The sequence below is a fragment of the Tissierella sp. MB52-C2 genome (assembly GCF_030931715.1).
Classification (GTDB): Bacteria; Bacillota; Clostridia; order Tissierellales; family Tissierellaceae; genus Tissierella.
The window spans coordinates 313,642-335,652 of sequence record NZ_CP133261.1; the positions used below are offsets into that span (position 1 = coordinate 313,642).

22 protein-coding genes and 1 pseudogene are annotated in these 22,011 nt (G+C 31.8%); 21 read left to right on the forward strand and 2 right to left on the reverse strand.

All coding sequences use genetic code 11. The features are described 5' to 3' along the window. The first annotated feature begins 248 nt into the window (after positions 1 to 248). The 6 genes from RBU61_RS01510 (at position 249) to RBU61_RS01535 (ending at position 6,196) form a co-directional block, all read left to right on the forward strand. Entirely contained in the window at positions 249 to 1,043 is a 795-nt protein-coding gene (locus tag RBU61_RS01510; RefSeq protein WP_308877688.1) for an ABC transporter ATP-binding protein, read from the forward strand. A gap of 1 nt (position 1,044) precedes the next feature. Further along, the gene (locus RBU61_RS01515) at positions 1,045 to 2,154 is read left to right on the forward strand and encodes an ABC transporter substrate-binding protein (RefSeq protein WP_308877690.1); all 1,110 of its coding nucleotides are present in this window, start codon (positions 1,045 to 1,047) and stop codon (positions 2,152 to 2,154) included. A gap of 42 nt (positions 2,155 to 2,196) precedes the next feature. Then, positions 2,197 to 2,970 (forward strand): ABC transporter permease subunit, encoded by a 774-nt coding sequence (locus RBU61_RS01520; protein ID WP_308877691.1) that lies wholly within the window; start codon positions 2,197 to 2,199, stop codon positions 2,968 to 2,970. 66 nt (positions 2,971 to 3,036) lie between these two features. Then, positions 3,037 to 4,386 (forward strand): acyclic terpene utilization AtuA family protein, encoded by a 1,350-nt coding sequence (locus RBU61_RS01525; protein ID WP_308877694.1) that lies wholly within the window; start codon positions 3,037 to 3,039, stop codon positions 4,384 to 4,386. Positions 4,387 to 4,388: 2 nt separating this feature from the next. Continuing rightward, complete coding sequence (locus RBU61_RS01530; protein ID WP_308877697.1) at positions 4,389 to 4,694, forward strand: hypothetical protein; 306 nt, start codon at positions 4,389 to 4,391, stop codon at positions 4,692 to 4,694. A gap of 206 nt (positions 4,695 to 4,900) precedes the next feature. Further along, positions 4,901 to 6,196 (forward strand): acetamidase/formamidase family protein, encoded by a 1,296-nt coding sequence (locus RBU61_RS01535; protein ID WP_308877698.1) that lies wholly within the window; start codon positions 4,901 to 4,903, stop codon positions 6,194 to 6,196. A gap of 131 nt (positions 6,197 to 6,327) precedes the next feature. Here the strand turns inward: RBU61_RS01535 and RBU61_RS01540 are convergent, their stop codons facing one another. After that, positions 6,328 to 6,993 (reverse strand): NAD(P)H-hydrate epimerase, encoded by a 666-nt coding sequence (locus tag RBU61_RS01540; RefSeq protein ID WP_308877700.1) that lies wholly within the window; start codon positions 6,991 to 6,993, stop codon positions 6,328 to 6,330. A gap of 210 nt (positions 6,994 to 7,203) precedes the next feature. Between RBU61_RS01540 and RBU61_RS01545 the strand changes: the two genes are divergently transcribed. The 6 genes and pseudogenes from RBU61_RS01545 (at position 7,204) to RBU61_RS01570 (ending at position 11,666) form a co-directional block, all read left to right on the forward strand. Continuing rightward, positions 7,204 to 8,541 carry a TldD/PmbA family protein gene (locus RBU61_RS01545; protein WP_308877702.1) on the forward strand — a complete coding sequence of 446 codons (1,338 nt, stop codon included), beginning with the start codon at positions 7,204 to 7,206 and terminating at the stop codon, positions 8,539 to 8,541. A gap of 12 nt (positions 8,542 to 8,553) precedes the next feature. Further along, positions 8,554 to 9,783, forward strand: a complete 1,230-nt coding sequence (locus RBU61_RS01550) for a metallopeptidase TldD-related protein (protein ID WP_308877704.1) — start codon at positions 8,554 to 8,556, stop codon at positions 9,781 to 9,783. A 120-nt stretch (positions 9,784 to 9,903) separates the two neighbouring features. After that, a complete protein-coding gene (locus RBU61_RS01555; RefSeq protein ID WP_308877705.1) occupies positions 9,904 to 10,494 on the forward strand; it encodes a hypothetical protein in 591 nt (196 codons plus the stop codon). Between the two features lie 98 nt (positions 10,495 to 10,592). After that, complete coding sequence (locus RBU61_RS01560) at positions 10,593 to 10,871, forward strand: hypothetical protein (protein WP_308877707.1); 279 nt, start codon at positions 10,593 to 10,595, stop codon at positions 10,869 to 10,871. A gap of 144 nt (positions 10,872 to 11,015) precedes the next feature. Beyond that, positions 11,016 to 11,333, forward strand: a pseudogene (locus tag RBU61_RS01565) (Spx/MgsR family RNA polymerase-binding regulatory protein); the annotation flags it as partial. A 171-nt stretch (positions 11,334 to 11,504) separates the two neighbouring features. Continuing rightward, entirely contained in the window at positions 11,505 to 11,666 is a 162-nt protein-coding gene (locus tag RBU61_RS01570; RefSeq protein WP_308877709.1) for a rubredoxin, read from the forward strand. 27 nt (positions 11,667 to 11,693) lie between these two features. On the opposite strand, the gene RBU61_RS01575 is transcribed toward RBU61_RS01570, so the two are convergent. Continuing rightward, positions 11,694 to 12,719: a low specificity L-threonine aldolase gene (locus RBU61_RS01575; RefSeq protein ID WP_308877711.1), complete on the reverse strand. Its 1,026-nt coding sequence runs from the start codon at positions 12,717 to 12,719 to the stop codon at positions 11,694 to 11,696. 205 nt (positions 12,720 to 12,924) lie between these two features. Between RBU61_RS01575 and RBU61_RS01580 the strand changes: the two genes are divergently transcribed. The 9 genes from RBU61_RS01580 (at position 12,925) to RBU61_RS01620 (ending at position 22,011) form a co-directional block, all read left to right on the forward strand. Further along, entirely contained in the window at positions 12,925 to 13,878 is a 954-nt protein-coding gene (locus tag RBU61_RS01580) for a Gfo/Idh/MocA family oxidoreductase (protein WP_308877713.1), read from the forward strand. A 33-nt stretch (positions 13,879 to 13,911) separates the two neighbouring features. Further along, positions 13,912 to 14,439 (forward strand): isochorismatase family cysteine hydrolase, encoded by a 528-nt coding sequence (locus tag RBU61_RS01585; protein WP_308877715.1) that lies wholly within the window; start codon positions 13,912 to 13,914, stop codon positions 14,437 to 14,439. A 63-nt stretch (positions 14,440 to 14,502) separates the two neighbouring features. After that, the gene (locus RBU61_RS01590; protein ID WP_308877717.1) at positions 14,503 to 15,072 is read left to right on the forward strand and encodes a xanthine phosphoribosyltransferase; all 570 of its coding nucleotides are present in this window, start codon (positions 14,503 to 14,505) and stop codon (positions 15,070 to 15,072) included. A 186-nt stretch (positions 15,073 to 15,258) separates the two neighbouring features. Then, positions 15,259 to 15,945 carry a Crp/Fnr family transcriptional regulator gene (locus RBU61_RS01595; protein ID WP_308877720.1) on the forward strand — a complete coding sequence of 229 codons (687 nt, stop codon included), beginning with the start codon at positions 15,259 to 15,261 and terminating at the stop codon, positions 15,943 to 15,945. Between the two features lie 66 nt (positions 15,946 to 16,011). Further along, entirely contained in the window at positions 16,012 to 17,064 is a 1,053-nt protein-coding gene (locus RBU61_RS01600; RefSeq protein ID WP_308877722.1) for a BMP family ABC transporter substrate-binding protein, read from the forward strand. Between the two features lie 71 nt (positions 17,065 to 17,135). Beyond that, positions 17,136 to 18,671: an ABC transporter ATP-binding protein gene (locus RBU61_RS01605; protein WP_308877723.1), complete on the forward strand. Its 1,536-nt coding sequence runs from the start codon at positions 17,136 to 17,138 to the stop codon at positions 18,669 to 18,671. 14 nt (positions 18,672 to 18,685) lie between these two features. Then, positions 18,686 to 19,768: an ABC transporter permease gene (locus tag RBU61_RS01610; RefSeq protein WP_308877724.1), complete on the forward strand. Its 1,083-nt coding sequence runs from the start codon at positions 18,686 to 18,688 to the stop codon at positions 19,766 to 19,768. Next, positions 19,761 to 20,696, forward strand: coding sequence for an ABC transporter permease (locus RBU61_RS01615; RefSeq protein ID WP_308877726.1), 936 nt, complete (start codon positions 19,761 to 19,763; stop codon positions 20,694 to 20,696). Before RBU61_RS01610 ends, RBU61_RS01615 begins: the two co-directional genes overlap by 8 nt. Then, positions 20,689 to 22,011 carry an NAD(P)/FAD-dependent oxidoreductase gene (locus tag RBU61_RS01620; protein WP_308877727.1) on the forward strand — a complete coding sequence of 441 codons (1,323 nt, stop codon included), beginning with the start codon at positions 20,689 to 20,691 and terminating at the stop codon, positions 22,009 to 22,011. The genes RBU61_RS01615 and RBU61_RS01620 overlap by 8 nt, the downstream gene beginning before the upstream one ends.

Below are 22,011 nucleotides of genomic sequence, written 5' to 3' on the forward strand. Positions count from 1 at the left end.
ATTTTATCCTAGTTTAATTTTATAAATATATTATATTATAGCTAATTTTAAAAAAGAGAATCTTACTCCTTATATCAATTTTTATATCTGTTTTACTGAATAATGACTTGGTTCTCACTATAGATATAATCTATGTGTAAAGGAAGCCATATAGCTATTTACAATTTGACTTGGATTAATAAATACAATAAAATTGTATCGGTAATTTGAAATATTAGTACCATATAGTTGCATTGGGAGGGTTGATTATGCATGACATTACAGTTGAAAATATTAGGTTTTCATATGGCAAGGAACCTATTCTTGAAAATATAAATATGAAAATAGAAGCCGGAGACTTTGTTTGTCTGTTAGGTCAATCTGGTTGCGGTAAAAGCACTTTTCTTAGATTGATGGCAGGATTATCAGAACCCGATTTAGGTACTATTTATATTGGAGACAAGCCATTACAAGGGGCAAGTCTGGATAGGGGTGTAGTTTTTCAAGATTATAGTTTATTTCCATGGCTAACTACAGGAAAAAATATTGTGCTTTCTTTACAGCAAAAGTTTAAGAATGATAGTAAGAAGGAATTAAAAAAACGTGCTCTCTATTATTTGAAAAAGGTAGGATTGGAAGGATCTGCATTTGATAAATATCCAAATGAACTTTCTGGAGGTATGCGTCAACGTTCTGCTATATGTAGATCCTTTGCCTTAGATCCTCCAATCTTACTTATGGACGAACCCTTTGGTGCTTTAGATGCCGTTACCCGTGCTAAATTACAGGACTTGGTATTAGATCTTTGGCGGAAGGACAAGGAGAACAGAAAAACTGTTTTATTTGTTACCCATGATGTTGATGAAGCCTTACTTCTATCTACAAAAATATTTGTTTTCGGTTCAAGTCCTAGCAAAATCATTTACACACATTCCTTTAAGGAAGGAGAAAAAATTGACCGAGACTCTTTGTTTAAAAATAAGGAAATCTTAGAATTACGAAACAGGCTTATCCACATTATAAATAAAGATATCGAAGAGAAATTAACTGAAGGGAGATCATAAGATGGGACAGAGGAAAATACGTTTTATTACATTAACACTTGCTATACTTATATTAGCAGGAGTTTTGGCTGGCTGCGGCAGTAGAGGAAAAGATATAGGAGAAGATGATACACAAGTATCAGAAACACTTGGAGAAAAAGAGTTGAGCAAGATAAAAGTTGCTTATAATCCTGGAACAGGAAATATCTTAGGATTTATTGCTATTGATAAGGGTATTGCTGCAGAGGAAGGCATTGAAATGGAGCTTGTTCCATTTTCTAACTCAACAGATGCATTAACAGCTCTACAATCAAAAAAGATTGATATGGCTGTTTCCTTTGGAACTGCTGCACCTCTTACATATGTTACAAATGGTGCAGATTTTACAATATTTGGAGGATATTTATCTGGAGGTATGCCTGTTTATGCCGTATCTGATTTAGAGTATAAGGGATTAGAATCATTTGTAGGTAAAAAAGTTGCTACAGCAAGAATGTATACCCCTGATATAGTATGGCGTGGTGCTATGAAAGAAGCAGGCTATGATTTGGAAAATGATGTAACTATACTTGAATTTAAAAAGCCAAGTGAAGTATTGGAAGCTGTTAAATCTGGTAATGCAGATATTGGTATAGGTACAAACTCAACATATTTACAATCTCTTGAAGCAGGTCTTAAAACAATAGCTTGGAGTAATGAGTTCTGGGATCCAGTTCATGTATGTTGTCGACCAGTTGCAAATACAACATGGATTAATGAAAATAGAGATACTGTAAAAGCATTTTTACGTTCATATATACGTGCTGAGAAAGTATTAAATGAAGATCCTGAATATGCAGTTAAATTAAATATGGAGTACCTTGAACTAGACGAAGAAAATGCAAGAACTATGCTTCTTGAAACAAATCAAGTTTTTGATACAGATCCTAAGAGTAATGGAATCCGCTATATGTGGAATCGTTTAATTGATATGGAATACATTGATCCAGCTGATATAGATGTAAATGACCATATTAATATTGAAATATATAAAGAAGCTTTAGATGAACTTACAGCTGAAAATCCAGAGGAGTCATTCTATAAGGAACTTCAAGACAAATTTGTAAATTATAATTCTGAAGCTTTAGATTAGTTTTAAGAACTAGATATTATTATCTATAATAGGTGAGATTAAATGTTAAAAGACGAAAGAAATATTAAAAATTATATGGGAACTATTATAATTATAATTGCAGCATTTTTAATTTATACACTTGCTACTGATGTTTATAATATTCTTGACCCAGTATTATTTCCTGGTTTCTTAAAAATTGGGCCTAAATTTTATGATTCTATGCCTAAATTATTGGAAAGCCTCATTAGTTCTTCAAAACTTCTGATACCGGGATATTTTGGTGCTGCTTTTTCTGGCATCTTATTAGGAATTTTAATAGGTACTAATCCAAGGCTGAACAAGACTCTAAAGCCAATCATATTTGCTCTTAATCCAATTCCACCATCTATGATGACTCCATATCTTATTGCTATTATGCCAACATTTTATTTGTCATCTGTGGCAGTTATATTTATAGGATGCTTTTGGCCCTTTTTAAATGGTACTATAAATGGAATAGTTCTAATAGATCAAAAATATTTGGATAATGCTAAAGTATTAGAATTAAGGGGATATAAAAAGCTATTTAATGTGATCTTGCCTGCCGCTGCCCCATCTATTTTAGCTGGAGCAGGAACAGCTTTAAACTTTGCATTTATTTTACTTGCAATAGCTGAAATGTTTGCAACGAATTCTGGACTTGGATATTTTATCCAATATTATGCAGATTTCTCAGATTATGCAAGGGTAATTGCTGGATTATTATTTATGGGATGCTTTATTGTCATCGTTATGCTTTTATTTGAGAAGTTAAAAAAGAGGATATTGTTTTGGACTCTTAACGAAAATAAATAAGAAATATAAGTGCGGCCACAGTGGATTTGTTCTACTGTGGCTACATTTAAAGGAAGGAGTTTAAGTATGAAAAAGATCAGAATAGGTTGTGGAGCAGGATGTTCCTTTGATAGACTGGAACCGGCAATAGAATTGGTGGAAAAGGGAGATATAGATTATATTGTATTTGAATGTCTTGCAGAAAGGACAATTGCAAATAATCAGCAACAAAAACTAAAGGATCCATCAAAGGGATATACTCCTATGCTTGAACCAAGAATGAGAGGGATTTTAAAGCAAGCAAAGGAAAATGAAGTAAAGATAGTTACTAATATGGGTGCGGCAAATCCTAGTGCCGCTGTTGATATTATATTAAAAGTCGCAAAAGAGTTGAATATTACTAATATTAAGGTTGCCATGGTTTCAGGAGATGATTTGACCCATAATTTAGAGAAGTACAAATCTATGGTCATGTGGCAAAGTACAAAAACTCTTGGTGAACTTGACGCTGAAATAATATCTGCAAACGTATATTTAGGAGCAGAAGCAATAAAAGAAGCACTTGATAATGGAGCGGATATTGTAATTACAGGACGTGTTGCAGATGTGGCATTATTTGTAGGACCTATGATGCATGAATTTGGCTGGACTGAAAATGATTTACATAAAATAGGACAAGCCACTTTACTAGGACATCTTTTAGAATGTGGAGGACAAGTTACAGGTGGATATTTTGCAGATCCAGGATATAAAGATGTGGAAAATCTTCATATTTTAGGCCATCCAATTGCTGAAATCGATGAAACTGGAGATTTTATAGTTACTAAGGTGAAGGGGTCAGGTGGAGAGGTATCTCCCCGTACATGTAAAGAGCAGTTGTTATATGAAATAACAGATCCAGCCTGCTATATTACTCCCAATGCCATGGTGGACTTTACTAATGTTAATTTTAAACAGGTTGAGAAGGATGTTGTACTTGTAACAGGAGCTGTGTCTAAAGGAGTGCCTGATACTTATAAAGTAAATATAGGATATTGTGATTGTTATATTGGAGAAGGGGAAGTAAGTTTTGGTGGTTTAAATTCACTTTCTCGTGCAAAATTGTGTGCCGATATAATTGAAAAACGATTAGAAATAGTAAAAGCAAATATAGATGAGTACAGAGTCGATTATATAGGTTATAACTCTTTGTATAAAACAAATATTTCAGATAGATTTGCACCGGAGGAACATAGCGAGATAAGACTTAGGATAAGTGGAAGAACAAAGACTTATGAAGATGCAATGCTTATATCCCAAGAATTAGATTATCTTTATACAAATGGGCCTGCAGGCTCTTCAGGAGTAGAATCTAGGGTGAGACAGGTATTATCCATTGGCGCAATGATTATTCCGAAGGAAGATATAGCTACTGATATAACTTATTGGGAGGTATAAAAATGAAACTTAAAGAAATAGCACATACTAGAACTGGAGATAAAGGCAATATGTCAAATATTGCAGTTATTCCTTATGATGAAAAGGACTATCCTATGCTTAAAGAGTTTTTAACTGCAGAAAAGGTAGAAGAATTCTTTTCTCAAATATGTTTTGGCGGAGTCAAAAGATATGAACTTGATAATATATGTGCATTTAACTTTGTACTTGAAGATTCTTTAGGCGGAGGTGTCACAAGAAGCCTTGCTGTTGATAAACATGGAAAATCTCTTGGGATGGCACTTTTAGAAATGGAAATAAAAGAATAGATATACAATTTAAAATAGGAATCCTTGGGAACTGATTATGTTATTGCATAGATGAATTTGAAAATGGGAATATTAGGATGGGATAAAATAAATAGTGAACAAATATTGTTGTTTTATTTATTATAACTAGAATATTATTATGTTCATATTAGTCATAAGATAACTTATATAATTAATTTTCAGAAACATTCAAGGAGGATATAGATATGTTGAGAGAGTATGTATTTGTTAATGAATTTACTAATGGAATATTAGATCCAAATAAAGAAATGTTAGGACCAGTAAAAGATGGTGGATTAATAGTTGCGAATACTGCACCAGGATGCTGGGGACCAATGATAACACCAGCACTAAGAGGAGGACATGAGGTAACAAAACCAGTATATGTTGAAAATGCAGAAGTAGGAGACGCTATTGCAATATATATTAAATCCGTTACAGTAACATCTACTGTAGCATCATCAGGTAATGAATCTACAGTTCCAGAAAACTTTGTAGGAGACCCCTTTGTTGCAGGAAGATGCCCAAAATGTGAAAGACTTTATCCAGAAACTAAACTAGTAGGTATTGGATATACAGCAGTACATTGTGCAAATTGTGGTGAGGAAATCGCACCTTTTCAATTCACTAATGGATATACAATGGCATTTAATGAAGATAAAACAGTAGGAGTTACATTAACTAAAGAGATGGCAGAAGAAGTTGCCGGAGAGGCAAAATCATACATGGCAACTCCAGATAATTCTATTCAAAACCCTATACTTACTTTTGCTCCACACGATATAGCAGGAAGTATTTCTAGATTAAAGCCATTTATAGGGCAACTTGGTACAACACCATCTAAAGCTATGCCAGACTCTCATAACGCAGGTGATTTTGGATCATTCTTAATAGATGCTCCCCATGAATATGCATTGACAGAGGAAGAATTGGCTAAACATAAAACTGATGGACATATGGACGTTAATAGAGTAAGAGAAGGTGCAGTTGTAATATGTCCTGTTAAAGTAAAAGGTGGGGGAGTATATGTAGGAGATGTCCACGCTATGCAAGGAGATGGTGAAATAGCTGGTCATACTTGCGATGTATCATCAGTGGTTACATTGAAAGTAAAAGTAATCAAAAATTTAAATATAGATGGCCCAATTATATTACCTGTAAAAGAGGATTTACCTTATCTAGCTAGACCAATTACTCCAGAAGAAATGAAAAAGGCAGAAAGAATGGCAGATATGTGGAAAATAAAAACTCTAGAAAAGACTGCACCTATTAGTTTTGTAGGTACAGGTACAAACTTAAACGAAGCTATTGACAATGGACTTAGCAGAGCTGCTGATCTTTTAGAGATAAGTGTACCTGAAGTTAAAAATAGAGCTACAATAACAGGTGGATTAGAAATTGGCAGATATCCAGGAACGGCAACAGTTACATTTTTAGCTCCGATGGAATTATTAGAAAAAGTAGGATTGTCTGACTTGGTTAAAGAACAATATAATCTATAGAATAAGTTCAATATGAAATAATATTAAAATTTATGGAATAACAACCATAAGAAAAAATACTCTTTTCTGGTAAAAGCAAAATATAGCTAAACTCAGAGAGGAGTATTTTTTAGTATTCTAAAGAGACAACCCTATCGTCTATTTAAGATCTCATTAGTAGCGTGTTTGGGTATGCCAATAGGTTCCACTATTATTTCTCCAGTATATTCTTTGCCTTTTAGTAATCCTTTTTTAATTAGATGAAAGGTAATAGTCTTATTTGCTTTAATAGATATGCCAAGAATTTCTCCTGTATTCCCATCTAATCCAGAGGGAATGTCAACTGAAAGAATATTATTTGAATAATCGTTGATTAAAGAAATCACTTCTCTAAATATACCTTCAATTTTTCGTGTTAATCCAATTCCAAATATTGAGTCTATAGTTAAATAATTCTTCATTAGAGAATTTTTAAGAGTTTCTAGTTCCATTTCTCCAGTTACATGAGTAAATTTTACCTCCATATTTTTAAGTATATTTAAATTAATATTAAAGTCCTTGGTACCTTTATCTAAATTACCAATAATAAATAAATTTACATTTTTTCCATTTACCATAAGATGACGAGCTATGGCTAGACCATCCCCACCATTATTTCCCACTCCACATATTACATTGAAACTATTTATCTTCTGTAAATCAATATTATCCATTACTTTAAGAGCAGCATTTTCCATTAGAACTATACTGGGAATGCCAATCTTTTCTATAGCATATGAGTCCATAGCTTTCATTTCTTCACAACTAATAGTAGACATAAGAAACACTCCTTTCAAAATTATTATATATCTTATGGGAGAGAGTGACAATGATACATAATCAATATAGAATATTTTATTTTCTACTAATATACAATTTATAAAGCAGCAAGGAACTATATTAAAAATTAAAATAATAGATAGTATTCATTGACAATATTTTGTAATATTAGTAATATTTAGTCAACTAAAACTTTAGGGAGGGATTAGATGTATATTTTTCCAGAGAGCCTTTATACAGATGTAAGATTAGAAGATGTTTCTATCAGTGAAATTACCTATGAGAATAAACAACTAAGACAAAATTTAAAAAGAAACCATAAGGGTGGATTCATTAGAATATTTGACGGAGAAAGGTGGTACTACAGTTCAACTACAGATATAGATAATATTCAAGAAGAAATAGATAAACTTGCCCTTATGGCTAAGAAAAATGAGAAAATCAATGAAGACCCTGTAGTTAGAAAATTCGAAATCAATACTGGAGAATTTCTATATTTTCAAGATAATGATATATTAAATATTAGTCAAGGGGAAAAGCTTGATCTTTTGAAATCATACTTTCCAATTATAAGTGAAATGGAAGAAATAAAAATGTGGAGAGCAATATATGTTGACCGTAAAATAACAAAACAGTTTTTTTCCAGCAAAGGTGCAGGTTTGAGATTTGATTATCAGACCTGTGCTATCGGCTTTAGATATTCTATAAATGTAGACGGCAAGACTTTAGATAGTATCTATGATGAGACTACCATAGACTTTAATGAACTTAAATTATTACATGAAAAACTTAGAGATAAAATAGATAAAGATATTATTTATACTAGGGATGCCAAACCTGTTAAGCCTGGAAAATACACAATCATATTCTCACCTATAGCAACGGGAGTATTCACCCATGAAAGTTTTGGTCATAAATCTGAAGCAGATTTCATGGTTGGAGATGAAACCATGATGAAAGAATGGACTATTGGTAAAAAAGTAGGCGTAGATAATCTATCTATAGTTGATAGGGGAGATATTTTAGGAAGTGGATTTGTTCCCTTTGATGATGAGGGTACTAAATATAATGAAACTTATCTTATTAAAGATGGAATCCTTTCAGGGAGACTTCATAGTAGTTTGACAGCTGCATCTCTTAAAGAGAATGTAACAGGTAATGCAAGAGCCTTAAGTTTTGAGTTTGAGCCAATAGTGAGAATGACTACCACTTATATTGAAGCTGGAGATAAGACTAAAGAAGAACTAATCTCAGAGGTAGAAGAAGGTATATTAGTTGAAGATATAAGACATGGTTCAGGTATGTCAACATTTACCATAGCACCTAGTATTTCTTATATGATAAGAGATGGAAAAATTGCAGAACCTGTAAATATTGCAGTTATTAGTGGTAATGTAATGGAGGCTTTATATGAAATAGATGGAATCTCAAAGGAAATAGAAATTCTTTTCTCTTCATTATCAGGTTGTGGGAAAATGGGGCAATTTCCACTTCTAGTAGGTATGGGTGGTCCTTATATTAGAGTAAAAAATATTACGGTACAGTAAGGAGGGGTTTCTATGATTAAGGAAAAATATATTAATAATTTCAAAGAAATAAGTATAAATATTCTTCAATCAAATATAAAATCTGTAAGAAAAAAGGATATTACTAAAATAGGTTTTAGAGTGTATGAAAATGGATTTATTGGTATTGCAGGAGCTGTGGGAAAAGTAGATGAATCTGAGTTGGAAAAAAGAGCAATTGAAAATTTAAAGCTTGAAATACCTTATCCCTATGAGCCGTCTGCTAATCTTGTAAAAAAGGTTGACTATAGGAAAGAAGCATTATCCCATGAAGAGTTGGTAAAAGAAGTAGAGGAGTTACTTAAATTATTAAGGGAAGAGTTTCCAGATTTTATTTTTTCAAATAATGTCTATATCCAAGACTTTGAAACTAAGTTAATAAATAATAAGGGAATTAATCTAACTCATATAGATAGAGTAGTTGGAGCAGGAATTATAATAAAAGAAAAAAATTCTGTGAATGTATTTGATGCTTTTTTAAGATATGTAGATAGGGAATATAGCGGAGAGAAGATTTTAAACAATATAAGGGAAACTTTAACAGCTTATAGAAACAAGGTAGAACTACCTATTAAAGGAAAACAGCCTGTAGTCTTTTTAGTAGATGATGGGTTACCTTTAATGAAAATAATAGAGGAAATGAACGGATACAAGGTAGGAACAGGTGCTTCATTGTTTAAAGATTTCATAGGAGAGAAAAAGTTTAGTGATAAATTTACATTATATCAAAGTGCAGAGGAAGAAGAATTAACAAGAATTGAATTTTTCGATGCAGAAGGTGTAGTAAATCCTGATTACAGATACACCTTAATTGAAAATGGTAAGATAATAACTCCATATACAGATAAAAAAACTGCATCACAATTTAATTTACCCCTTACAGGAAGTGCTTCATCAGAATATGATAAGCTTCCATCCTTAGCACCTAGGAATCTTGTTGTAAAATCTAGTGATAAGACTTTAAAGGAATTATTAGATGGACAGTTAGGTGTATTAGTTATCATAGGTTCAGGAGGAGATTTTACACAGGAAGGAGTATTTGGAACACCTGTGCAATTAGCATTCTTAACTGATGGAGAAAAGCTATTGGGACGACTGCCTGAACTTACAATATCAGGTGAACTATATTCAATGTTTGGTGATGATTTTGTTGGAAAGTCTCAAGATAAGGGACTATTAGACAACAAGACTATGGTATTTAATTTAGACGTGGATTATATTTAAAAGGATATAAAAATAGCATTGGAGTCTATTTTGTAATAAATATAGACTCCTTAAATTAGCTATAAATTAGGATTAAACTACTTTCCGTTTTGCCGATATATAATATAAGGTAGATAATATATGGGAAAGGGTGAGAATGTGAAAATAACAGGGAATCAATTTAATATTAATAACTTTATGCAAAATAATAAAAAAAACATAGGATTTAAGCTTTGGAATAGTAAAATTATCATGTCAGGACAGAATATATTTACAACAAGTATAAAACAAGACAAAAATGAAAAATTAGAAGGACCCCAAGAACCTGAAGGTAATATGTATAAAGGAATCTATGAATCCATAGTATTAGATAAAATAGCCAGAAAAATTGCAAGGGGAGAAGATATTACAGCAGAAGAAAGAGCTATGATTATGGAAAAAGCCCCCGATAGGCTAGAGAAAGCTGTACAAGCAAATAAAAGACGTAAAGAAATAGAAAGCAGGATAAAAGTTGCTAAAAGTGAAAGAGAAGCTAGAGATATAATATTGGAATCTAAGGTAGAGGCAAAAGCAGCTTTTGACAGAGGTGACCAAATCTATGGAGAATATCTTATGGAAGCAGCAAATAAAGTTGAATCAGAGTATAATAAAAATGGTGGCAAAAATAAAGAAAAGATTGATAAAGATATAAATGAGAAAGAAAAGGGAAATGGTATTGATATTAGACTGTAAAATGAAAATCTTCTTATCTTAGATAAGGAGATTTAGAAATATATATGAAAATTTATAATAAATGGGTATATAAAATATTAGTTGAGAGGGAGGTTGAAATGGATTTCAAAGATTATGATACTACTAAGAACAATAAATTTCAAGATAATCCTTCTGGATATTCCAGCTTTCGTGATACTGAAGATGTAATGACTGTTATGGAATGGGTAGGGGTAATAACAATACTATTTATACCTCTAATTAATATCATAATGTTTTCTATATGGGCATTTGGAAAAAGGTCTAATATGAATCTGAAAAATTTTTGCAGAGCTATTTTAGTAGCAATAGTTATTGGATTTTGTTTAAAAGTTTTAAGAGAAATATTTTGTTTTTAGAGAAGTGGTGTATAATAATAAACAAGGATTCAGTGTTATAAATATGAAATACTACCATAAGAAAAAAATTAAATAAAAAAATACTTAAAGGAGGATTTTATGAAATATTTATTATTATGTTATCCAAAGTGAACTACGTGTACAAAGGCTAGGAAATGGCTAGAAGAAAATAATATAGGATATGAAGAAAGAAACATTAAAGAAAACAATCCGACTGAAGGAGAATTACGAGAATGGATTACTAAAAGTAATTATCCTATAAAGAGATTTTTCAATACAAGTGGCAATGTATATAAGGAGTTAAAATTAAAGGATAAACTGCCAGATATGAATGATGATGAGAAGATAAATATTTTATCTACAGATGGTATGCTGGTTAAGAGACCTATATTAGTAGGTGAAAATCATGTTTTAGTTGGATTTAAAGAAGATGAATGGAAAAACATATTAGATAGAAATTAGAAAGGTTGCAGATTTTATATTTTCAGGAGGAAAGTGAATAGAGTTAAGATTTCAGTATGATTGCTTAAATATACAGTAGAAAAATGTAGTGGAAGTGTTGAAGTCAGTTGGAATGACTTTGCAGAAAAGATGAAAGAAAAAGACTTCATAGAATAATAAGGAGAGGATAATATGAATAATTATAAATGTACAGTATGTAGTTATATTTATAGACCTGATAGAGGAGATAAACTTCATGATATAGAGCCTAATACGGCTTTTGAAGATTTACCAGAGGATTGGAAGTGTCCTACTTGCAATCAGTCTAAAATGGCCTTTGAAGAAATGAAATAGAATGAGGACAATTTGTCCCCATTTCTTTTATTTGTTTTTATTAAAAAAATCTCTTAAAGCCTCCACAGCTTCAATTTTTGTTGCCCAAGATGTAACAAATCGTACGGCAGTATTATTTTCATCTACTTTATCAATAAACTCATATACGAATTCCTTTTCCATCTTTTCAAGGAGAGTATCTGGAAAAATTGGGAATATTTGATTTGTATATGGTTCAGTATAGAATTTATATCCTGCCTCTTGAATGATTGATCCTAGTCTTTCAGCCATTTCGTTTGCGTGTCGTGCTAATTCGAAATATAAATCATCTTGAAATAATGCTTCAAATTGAATTCCCAGAACAAACCCTTTAGCTGCCATTGCTCCTCTTTGTTTTATTAGAAAACGAAAGTCTTCTTTTAAATCTTGATTTAAGATAATCAAAGCTTCCCCTAGCAATGCTCCATTTTTTGTCCCGCCAATATAAAATATATCCACTAGATTTGCTATATCCTTAATATTTAAATCATTAGATCTACATGTAAGAGCTGAACCTAGTCTTGCACCATCTAAAAATAATAATAATCCATTTTCTTTACATATTTTATGAATTGATATTAATTCATCCTTTGAATATATAGTCCCTAGTTCAGTAGAACTTGATATATATACCATTTTAGGCTGAACCATATGTTCATCAGTATGGTAATCTAGAGCTTTTTTTATAATATCAGGTGTCAGCTTACCATCTTTACAAGGCATAGCTACTACTTTATGTCCTGTAGCTTCTATTGCACCAGTTTCATGGACATTGATATGACCTGTATCTGCTGAAATCACACATTGGTGTGGTCGTAAGAAAGAGGAAATAACCAACATATTAGTTTGGGTTCCACCAGGAATAAAATGTATATCAGCATCTTCTTTTTCAATCAATTTTTTTATATATTCTTTTGCCTTATGACTATGAATGTCTTTACCATAACCTATATTTGCCTCATAATTTGAATTGCTAAGTAATTCTAAAATTCGTGGATGTGCACCTTCACTATAATCATTTCTAAAACTATACATAACTATTCCTCCGTTTATAGTATTTTCTTATATATATAATACACTAAATAATTCTCAATTAAAACTGGTTTTAATAGGACTAATAAAATCTATTTTTAAACAGTTTCAATACTTGAAAATTATGGTAAGATAACAATATAAACATAATAAAAAGTAGCTGGAGTGGACTTTGCTCTTGAGACAATAGAAAGAAAGGACGAGCGCAATGGGAAAAAACATGAATATGGGAATTATAGGAGCAGGAGTGGTTGCAGAGAGAGTCATAAATGCTAGTAACAATCATCCAAGATCAAATATAAAGGCAATATATGATATAAATACTGATAGATTAAGGGAAATAACAGAGAAATATGGTTTGAAAAGTGTAGATTCTTATAATACTTTATTGGAGGATGAAGATATAGATATTATTTACCTAGCAGTTCCTCCAAAATATCATTATCCCATAGCCATGGATATATTAAAGGCAGATAAGCACTTTATATGTGAGAAACCTTTAGCAAATTCAACAGATGAAGCAAAAGAAATGTATAAAGTGGCCAAAGATAAAAATATAGTTCATGGAATGAACTTTCCTACTGTATATATGAAGGCCTATGAAAAAATAGAGGAGCTTTTAGCGGAAGGATTTATTGGAGATTTAGTTAGAGTTGAGTTTCAAGGGTACTTTACTCATTGGCCAAGGCCATGGCAACAAAATGATTGGATAACATCAAGGGAGCAAGGTGGTTTTGTAAGAGAAGTAGTTACTCACTATATTCAAATGACTCAGAGACTATTTGGAAATATAGAGGATGTAAGTTCATTTATAGATTATCCTGAAAACCCTCAAATCTCAGAAAAGAGTATTATTGCAAGAGGAATGGTAAAGGGAGTTCCAGTATTAATCAATGGAGTTACTGATGTGGGCATGGAAGAAGAATTGTGTTTTAAGATATTTGGTACAGAGGGATCTATATACTTAAAGAATTGGAGAGAGTTATGGATAGCTACAAAAGGTACAGCTTTAGAGAAATTAGATATTAAAGAAGAAAATCATTTAGTTGATTTATTAGATAATGTATTTAGGGCAATAGCTGGAGAAGAGGCTAAGATTATTGATTTTGAAGAAGGTTATAAAACCCATATGATTATAGAGAAATTACTAGGGGAAGAATAGGTTTATAAAATAAAAAAAGAAAGGTGGATTTAAATGAACAACGTTTTATTAGTTGTTGATATGCAAAACGATTTTATAGACGGTTCATTAGGTACAAAAGAGGCAGTAAATATTGTTTCAAACGTAGTTAAGAAAATTAAAGAGTTTGAAGGAAAAATAATATACACCAGAGACACTCATGGGGAGAACTATTTATCCACACAGGAAGGTAGATATTTGCCCGTAACTCACTGTATAGAAGGTACATCAGGATGGGAAATACACAATGATATTCAAGCGTTAATAAGCCCCGAAAATACTATTTATAATAAAGTAACCTTTGGTTCAAAGGATTTAGTCATGGAACTAGTAGAAATGGATAATAAAGAGCCTATAGATGAAATAGAATTAATAGGTCTTTGTACAGATATTTGTGTAATATCAAATGCTTTCACTATAAAAGCATTTTTACCAGAAGTAAAAATTTTTGTAGATGCGAAGTGTTGTGCAGGTGTAACCAAAGAAAGCCATGAGAATGCACTAAATGCAATGAAGGTATGTCAAATACAGGTTAAAGAATAACACACTTGCATAAATCTAATAATTATTATAAGATAATACAAATTAATTATTGGAGTGGATAATATGGAATTATTAAAACAGAGAATAAATAAAGACGGAGATATTAAAGAAGGCAATATAGTTAAGGTAGATAGTTTTTTAAACCATCAAATAGATGTAGATTTACTAAATGAAATAGGCAAGGAGTTTAAATCAAGATTTTCATCAGAAAAGATAGATAAAATACTTACCATAGAAGCATCGGGTATTGCCATAGCTGTTGTTGCATCACAATATTTTAATGTACCTGTGGTTTTTGCAAAGAAAACGGACTCAAAGAATCTTGATCAAGATACATATGAAAGTAATGTTTATTCCTATACTAAGGATAAGACTTATACCATAAGAGTATCTAAAAAATATTTGAATAAGGGAGAAAATATACTTATAGTAGATGATTTTCTTGCCAAGGGAAAGGCAGCAGAGGGGTTAATAGATATAATAAAACAGTCTAACTGTAACTTAGCAGGTGTAGGAATAGTCATAGAAAAGGGTTTTCAAAATGGCGGAAAAAACTTAAGGGATCAAGGCATAAAATTAGAATCTTTAGCTATTGTAGATTCCATAGAAAATGATAAAATAATATTTAGATAATATTACATCAAAATTAAAAAGATTATTCTTAAAAGGTTTAAGAATAATCTTTTTAATTTGATATAGAAGGACATAATTCCTGTTTTTTTACATATATAGTATAATTTATAGTAAAAGTATATTATTTAAGGACAGATGTCCTTTAAAATAATTTTGGCTTACTATATACTTGAAGGAGCGAATGTAGTGAATATAATAGAAATTATTGAGTCTAATAAGATAATAAAAAAAATGCTAAAGGATTGTCCATATAATGTTCTTGACAAATGGGAAAGTATGAATTATTCAAAGGGGCAAATAATTTGCCATCAGGATATGAAATATGAATATTTTTATATTATAGTAAGTGGATACGCTAATATATGCATAAACGGAGAGAATGGAAAAAAGTATTCTCAAGCTATATATAAAAAAGGAGATTACTTTGGAGAGCTAGAGATATTTGATAATAAACCCTATGGTTGTTCTATTGAAGCTTTAACAGATATTCAATTAATACGAATAAACAGGGAAAGCTTTTTAAAATGGATAGATAAGGATAGACACTTTTCTCTACATATAATGAAAACATTGTGTCATAATTTTTACACACTATCTAAAGTAGCAGGAGAAAATACTTTATACTCTTTAAAATATAGGATATGTAATTATCTTCTATATAGGACAGATTCTGGAGTTAAGTCTAGTACTGGAATACAAATAGATATAAATAAGGAACAGTTAAGTGAGCAATTTGCAGTTACATCTAGGAGCATAAATAGAGTTCTGCAACAGCTAAAGGAAAGTAAGCTAATAGATGTGTCTAATAATTATATTACCATAATAGATATTAATGAACTAAAAAAGCAAGAGAAAATAAGTAAAAATGAATGACCATGCAAATAGAATCGATTATTTCGATTTTATATAAAAACAATATATAATAAGGAGGTATTTTTCTTGAAAAAGAAACTTACAATTTTTTTAGCATTAATGTTAATAGTATCTTTAGCATTATCAGGATGTAAAAAGGCTCCTGGTACACTAGACGCTTCAGGTAATCCAGAGGAAGCATCTGGAGATGCGGTAAAAGTAGGCTTAGTATTGGCTGGCGGTTTAGGAGACCGTTCTTTCTACGATTCATCCCATGAAGGTGTAGAAAAAGCTAAGAATGATTTTGGAATTGAATACAAAGTATATGAATGTAGAAATGATTCTTCTTTACTAAACGATCAAGTAGTACAAGCATCCCAATATGGTTCAATTGTAGCAGTAGTAGGTTTTGAATTTTTTGATGTTGTGCCAGCTGTTGCAAAAGAGTTCCCAGATGTTCATTATATATATGTAGATAATGAAATCGAAGGAATTGATAATGTAATCACTGTTTCCTATGCAGAAAATGAAGGAGCTTTCTTAGCAGGAGCATTGGCTGCTATGCTAACAACAGAAACATCTATAGAAGGAATAGATGAAGGCAAATTAATAGGTATGGTTGGTGGTAGGGATATTCCTGTAATCAGAAACTATCAAGTTGGATATGAAGCAGGAGCAAAGTATATTGATCCAGAAATTGAAATTCAAACAATATTTGCAGAGGATTTCGAAGACCCTGCAAAGGGTAAGGATAATGCAACGGTTCTTTATGGAAGAGGAGCTGATATTATATTCCAAGCAGCAGGAAAAACAGGAGAAGGTGTATTTGAAGCTGCTAAAGAACATGGGAAATATGCCATAGGAGTAGATACAGATCAACGTTATGTTAATCCAGACAATATAGTTGCTTCAATGGTTAAAGAAGTAGGAAAATCAATCTATGATGTTATAGAAAAGATCCAAAAAGATGAAGTAGAAAAGGGTAAAGTTGTATACTACGGTTTAGCTCAAGATGGTGTAGGAGTATCTTATGGTACAGAAGATATGATACAATTTGCAACTGAAGATATGAAGAAAACACTTGAAGATATTAAAGCAAAAATCATTAGTGGAGAAATTACTGTACCAGCAGGTAAGTAATAATTAATGGAGAAGTAGCTAGCTACTTCTCCATTTTAAAACAGTTTTTTAGATAAAGAGGTGAAACTTAAGTGTATGAAAAGGTTTTAGAGTTAAGAAATGTATCTAAACAGTTCCCAGAAGTATTAGCGAATGATAATATAAATCTCGATATTAGAAAGGGAGAAATCCATGCAATCATCGGAGAAAATGGAGCAGGAAAATCTACACTGATGAATATATTGTATGGGCTCCATGAACCAACTACAGGAGAGATTTATTTTAATGGCAAATCTATAAGATTGTCAAGTCCTTTAGATGCAATAGAGTTAGGGATTGGTATGGTACATCAACATTTTATGTTGGTACCTTCATTTACTGTTGCAGAAAATATAGTACTAGGTACAGAGCCTAAAAAGAGAAAAATATTTATAGACAAGGAAAAAGCCATAGAGTCCACAAGAAAACTGTCTGAGACTTATGGATTAATAGTCGACCCAAAGTTAAAGGTAGAATCATTATCTGTAGGGATTCAGCAAAGGGTGGAAATATTAAAAGCACTTTATAAAGGGGCAGATGTTTTAATATTAGATGAACCTACTGCCGTTTTAACTCCACAGGAGACAGAGGAACTATTTAAAACAATAAAAAAATTAGTAACTGAACTGGGAAAAACCATAATAATAATTACTCATAAGCTTCAAGAGGTATTATCTATCTCTGATAGAGTAAGTGTTATGAGGCAAGGAAAGATGATAGGCACTTTGGATACTAAAGCTGCCAATGAAAAGATTTTAGCAGAAATGATGGTAGGTAGAGAAGTGTTATTGGATAAAATAGATAAAAAACATATAGAAGATAGAAAATATGAAGAAATATTAAAGATAGAAAGATTGCGAGCTAGGGATAATAGAGGTCTTATAGCATTAAGGAGTATAGATTTAAGCTTAAAACCTGGTGAAATTCTTGGGATTGCAGGAATAGAAGGAAATGGACAGTCCGAACTAGTAGAAGTGCTAACTGGGCTTAGGGAAAAGGAAAGTGGAAAAATATTTATTAATGGAGTTGAGGTTTCAAATAAGTCTCCAAGGGATATAAGAAAACTAGGGATTGCCCATGTTCCAGAGGATAGACTCGCTATGGGTCTGTCTAAAGATGCTTCAATTTCAGAAAATATCCTTATGGGAAGTCAACATAATGAACCTTATGCCATTAAAGGTATTCATTTAAATAAATCAAAGATTAAAGAAAAAAGCAGAGAACTCATAAAAGAGTTTGACATAAGAACTCCTTCGGAAGATGTTCTGGTTGGGAATCTATCTGGCGGAAATATGCAGAAAGTAATTATTGCTAGGGAATTTTCCTTTAATACCCCTATACTGATTATATCACAGCCTACTAGAGGGGTAGATATAGGGGCAATTGAATTTATTCATAGCCAAATAATTGAAAAGCGAAATCAAGGATGTGCTATTCTATTGATTTCAGCAGAATTAGACGAAATATTTAGATTGTCAGATAGGATAATAACTATTTATGAAGGGATTATTACTGGAGAGTTTAAGGAAGGTGAAGTCTCAAAACAAGAAATAGGGCTTTATATGACTGGAAAGAACATACAAATTTAAAGAAGGTGAATTAGATGGAAAGATTAACTAAGAATAAGAACTTTGAATATTTGAATTCCCTATTTATATCTATATTTGCATCACTTTTAATAGGAGCTTTAATTATGATGGCAAATGGTAGAAGTCCATTGGCGGGATATGGTGCTTTATTAACAGGAGCCTTTGGATCAAAATATAATATAGCGACTACTTTCGCTAAGACAGTTCCTTTAGTACTTACTGGACTGGCAACGGCCATAGCCTTTAGAGCTGGGATATCAAACGTAGGTGGAGAAGGTCAGCTTTATTTAGGTGCTTTTGCAGCAGCATATGTAGGTATTACTTTTACTAATCTACCAGGAGCAATAGGTATAATATTAGCGATTGTTGCAGGTGCATTAGTTGGTGGAGCCTATGCGTTTTTTCCTGCCATATTGAAGGTAAAGTATGACGTAAACGAGGTAATAACTACAATAATGTTAAACACAGTAGCCACATTATTTACTGCATACTTGGTTAATTACCCATTTGCTTCATCTCAAGGTAAAATGGGTGGTACAGAAATGATAGCAGAACAATTTCAATTTTCTCGATTAGTTAAGCTATCTACATTAAATACAAGTATATTTTATATGATGATTATAGCCTTGGTTATTTACTACTTAATGGAGAAAACTTCCTATGGATATGACTTTAAAATAGTAGGACAAAATAATATATTTGGAAGATATGCGGGAATAAAAGATAAAAATCAAATGGTAATAGCCATGATAATATCGGGAGGATTATGTGGAATTGCTGGAGCATTGGAAGTTTTTGGAGTCCATTATAGATTTCTACAGCATATATCCCCAGGATACGCCTTCGATGGTATGTTAATAGCCCTAATAGTAAACAACAATCCTATCGGTGTAGTATTGATGTCTATATTCTTTGGAGCATTGAAGACAGGTTCTGTCTCCATGGAAAACTCCATAGGAATACCATCAGAGCTAGTGTCAGTTATCCAATCCATAATAATCTTATTTATTGCAGGGGAAGCAGGTTTTAAAAATATATATAAGAACTGGAAAATGAAAAAGATAGCTAAGAGTAAGGTAGGTGAGGAAAATGTTTAAGGATATTTTTAATTTAACATTGCTGCAGCATACCATTAGAACAGCTACTCCTCTGATTTTAGCAGCATTGGGAGGATTACTTACTCAACAAGCTGGAATATTAAATATAGGTATGGAAGGAATGATTCTTCTAGGTGCATTTTTTGCAGTAGTTGGGAGTTATTTCTTTGGCAATGCCTTTGTAGGAGTAGCTTTAGCAGCTATTGTAGGTTTAATCATAGGACTAATATTTGCTTTATTTGTTATAGATTTAAAATCAGACGAATTTGTAATAGGTATAGCCATAAATATTTTTGCAGGAGGATTAACAGTATTTTTATTAAGAAGTATATTTGGAGTAAAGGGTGCATTTTCTTCACCAGATATAATACCCTTACCTAAAATAAACTTTCCATTTATGGATAATATAAAATTTCTAGATATTATCTTTAATAATCATACTATATTTATTTATATCAGCTGGATATTAGTAATACTTACTTACATATATCTATACAAGACACCTCATGGAATTTGGATGCGTGGTGCAGGAGAATATCCTAATGCTTTAGAGACTGCAGGGGTTAGTCCAAGAAAAATGAAATATATTAGTTCCATATTCTGTGGAATATTCTGCGGATTAGCTGGTGCCCATTTATCCCTAGGATATTTAACTTTATTTACAGAAAATATGAGTGCCAATAGAGGATTTATTGCATTGGCTGCAATAATATTTGGTAAAGCCAATCCAATGGGTACTTTCTTAGCTGCTTTACTATTTGGTTTCTTTGATGCATTGGGCATTAGACTACAGGTAGTAGGAGTTCCTGCTCAGTTCACTCAAATGATTCCTTATTTGGCTACTATATTTGCATTAGTTTTTGTGACTCAAAGACAAATGAATAAAAGGAAAAAGAATAAGGAAGAGGCGATAATCCTTGATGAATAAGAAATACGATGTAGTCATAATAGGCGGTGGCATTGCAGGATATTATAGTGCCATGGCTCTAAGAAGAGGCGGAAAGACTGTAGCGTTAATAGAGAAACACTCCTTAGGTGGAACAGCTCTAAGATGGGGAGCTTTACCTGTGAAAAAGGCATTGGATTCCTTTAAGAATATAAAAAATAATTGTGATGAGATTGAAAATATTAAAGAAACACTTATAAATAAATGGAATGAGGATTTAAATATTTTAGATACAAAGATTAAAAAAGATTTAACAGAGGAAGAAGTAGATATATACATTGGTAATGGTGAATTTTTAGATTCAACGACATTTAGGTTAGATGACAAAATATTAGAAGCTAAGTATTTTATCATTGCAACAGGAACTGAACCTCATAGTATAAAGGAAATTCCCGTTGATGGAGTAAATATAATAACTCATAAGGAAGCCATTGATTTAACTAATCTACCAAAAAATATAATTATTTTAGGTGGAAATGTTGAAGGGATAGAATTTGCAGCTTTATTCTCTGAAATAGGTGTAGATGTTACTATTGTAGAAAAAGAAGATAGTATTTTATATGAAAATGATAGAGATTTAGTAGAACCCATAGAGGCTCATCTAGTATCAAAGGGTGTAAATATAATAAAAGGTGTGGGAGCTAAAAGTGCAAAGGTAAGTACTGAAGGAGTAGAGATACTACTAGACAATGGAGATATAATTTCTGCTGAAAAGGCACTAGTAACATTTATGAGAAAGCCTAATTTTCCACTGGGCATTGAAAATACAAATATAAGAACAAATAAAAATAATATAATAGTCTATGAAAATTTATTAACTGATGAAAAGAATATATTTGCCATAGGAGATATTAATGGAATTTTAGGAATGGCTCATGTGGCTATTCAGCAGGGATTAAGTGTAGCAGATTATATATTAAAAAATATCCCAATAGATATATCCCATCATATTTTACCAAGGGCAATATTTACTCTGCCGGAAATGGCAGGTGTAGGTAAACAAGAATGGGAATTGAAGGAACATAATATTCCATATCAAATAGGAATTGCTTTATTTAAAGACTCCTGGAGAGGCTGGGCAAAGAATATAGACTATGGTTTTGTAAAGGTCATACTAGACGAAGAAAATAAAATCCTGGGGCTATGGATGATAGGAGAAAATGTATCTGAATATATTGGACTAATAGGTTCTATGATAAAAGAAGGAAAAACAGCAGATGATTTATTATCTAATTTAATCATTCATCCTAGTCTAGGAGAATCAATACGAGAAGCTTTACTACAAGGAAAAAAATAA